This is a genomic window from Pseudomonas sp. EL_65y_Pfl1_R83 (genome assembly GCF_963970695.1).
Classification (GTDB): domain Bacteria; phylum Pseudomonadota; class Gammaproteobacteria; order Pseudomonadales; family Pseudomonadaceae; genus Aquipseudomonas; species Aquipseudomonas tritici.
Genome location: NZ_CAXAQI010000281.1, coordinates 1 through 502, shown reverse-complemented (window position 1 = coordinate 502; position 502 = coordinate 1). Strand labels below are relative to the sequence as shown.

The 502-nt window shown below is 65.9% G+C and carries 2 protein-coding genes; both read right to left on the bottom strand.

Going from position 1 to position 502, the window contains the following annotated elements:
- Positions 1-265: DUF983 domain-containing protein (locus AACY08_RS28880; protein ID WP_339472499.1), on the bottom strand; the 265-nt coding region annotated here is incomplete at its 3' end.
- Positions 266-275: 10 nt separating this feature from the next.
- Positions 276-502, bottom strand: a 227-nt coding sequence (locus AACY08_RS28875; protein ID WP_339472498.1) for a cytochrome c oxidase subunit 3, incomplete at its 5' end; no start/stop codon positions are given.

The window sequence follows — 502 nt, the reverse complement described above, 5'->3', positions numbered from 1 at the left end:
AGATCGGCGGGGCAAGCGTCAGCTGGATCGTGATCGCCGCGCCCACTACGATCGCGCCGAGCAGCAGGACTAGCAGCGCGGCAGGTCCGTCCCCGACATTGAAGCGGGTGTAATCGAGCCCGCACACGGCGCAGCGATCGGCAAAAGCGAGCCAGCCCTTGAACAAGCTCGGTGCGCCGCAGCGCGGGCACAGGCCCTTGAACGCAGCGGGCAAGGGGGCCGGTTCGGGCGTCGGCGTTACGGCCTCGGCCCGCACCTCGGTCATCGGACGGCGATCAGCCGGCGTGGATGGGCGCGCCCCAGCCACCCCAGACATAGATGGAGACGAACAGGAACAGCCACACCACGTCGACGAAATGCCAATACCACGCCGCCGCTTCGAAGCCGAAATGCTGCTGCGGAGTGAAATCGCCGCGATAGACGCGGATCTGGCAGACGATCAGGAAGATCGTGCCGATCATCACGTGGAAGCCGTGGAACCCGGTCGCCATGAAGAAGGACG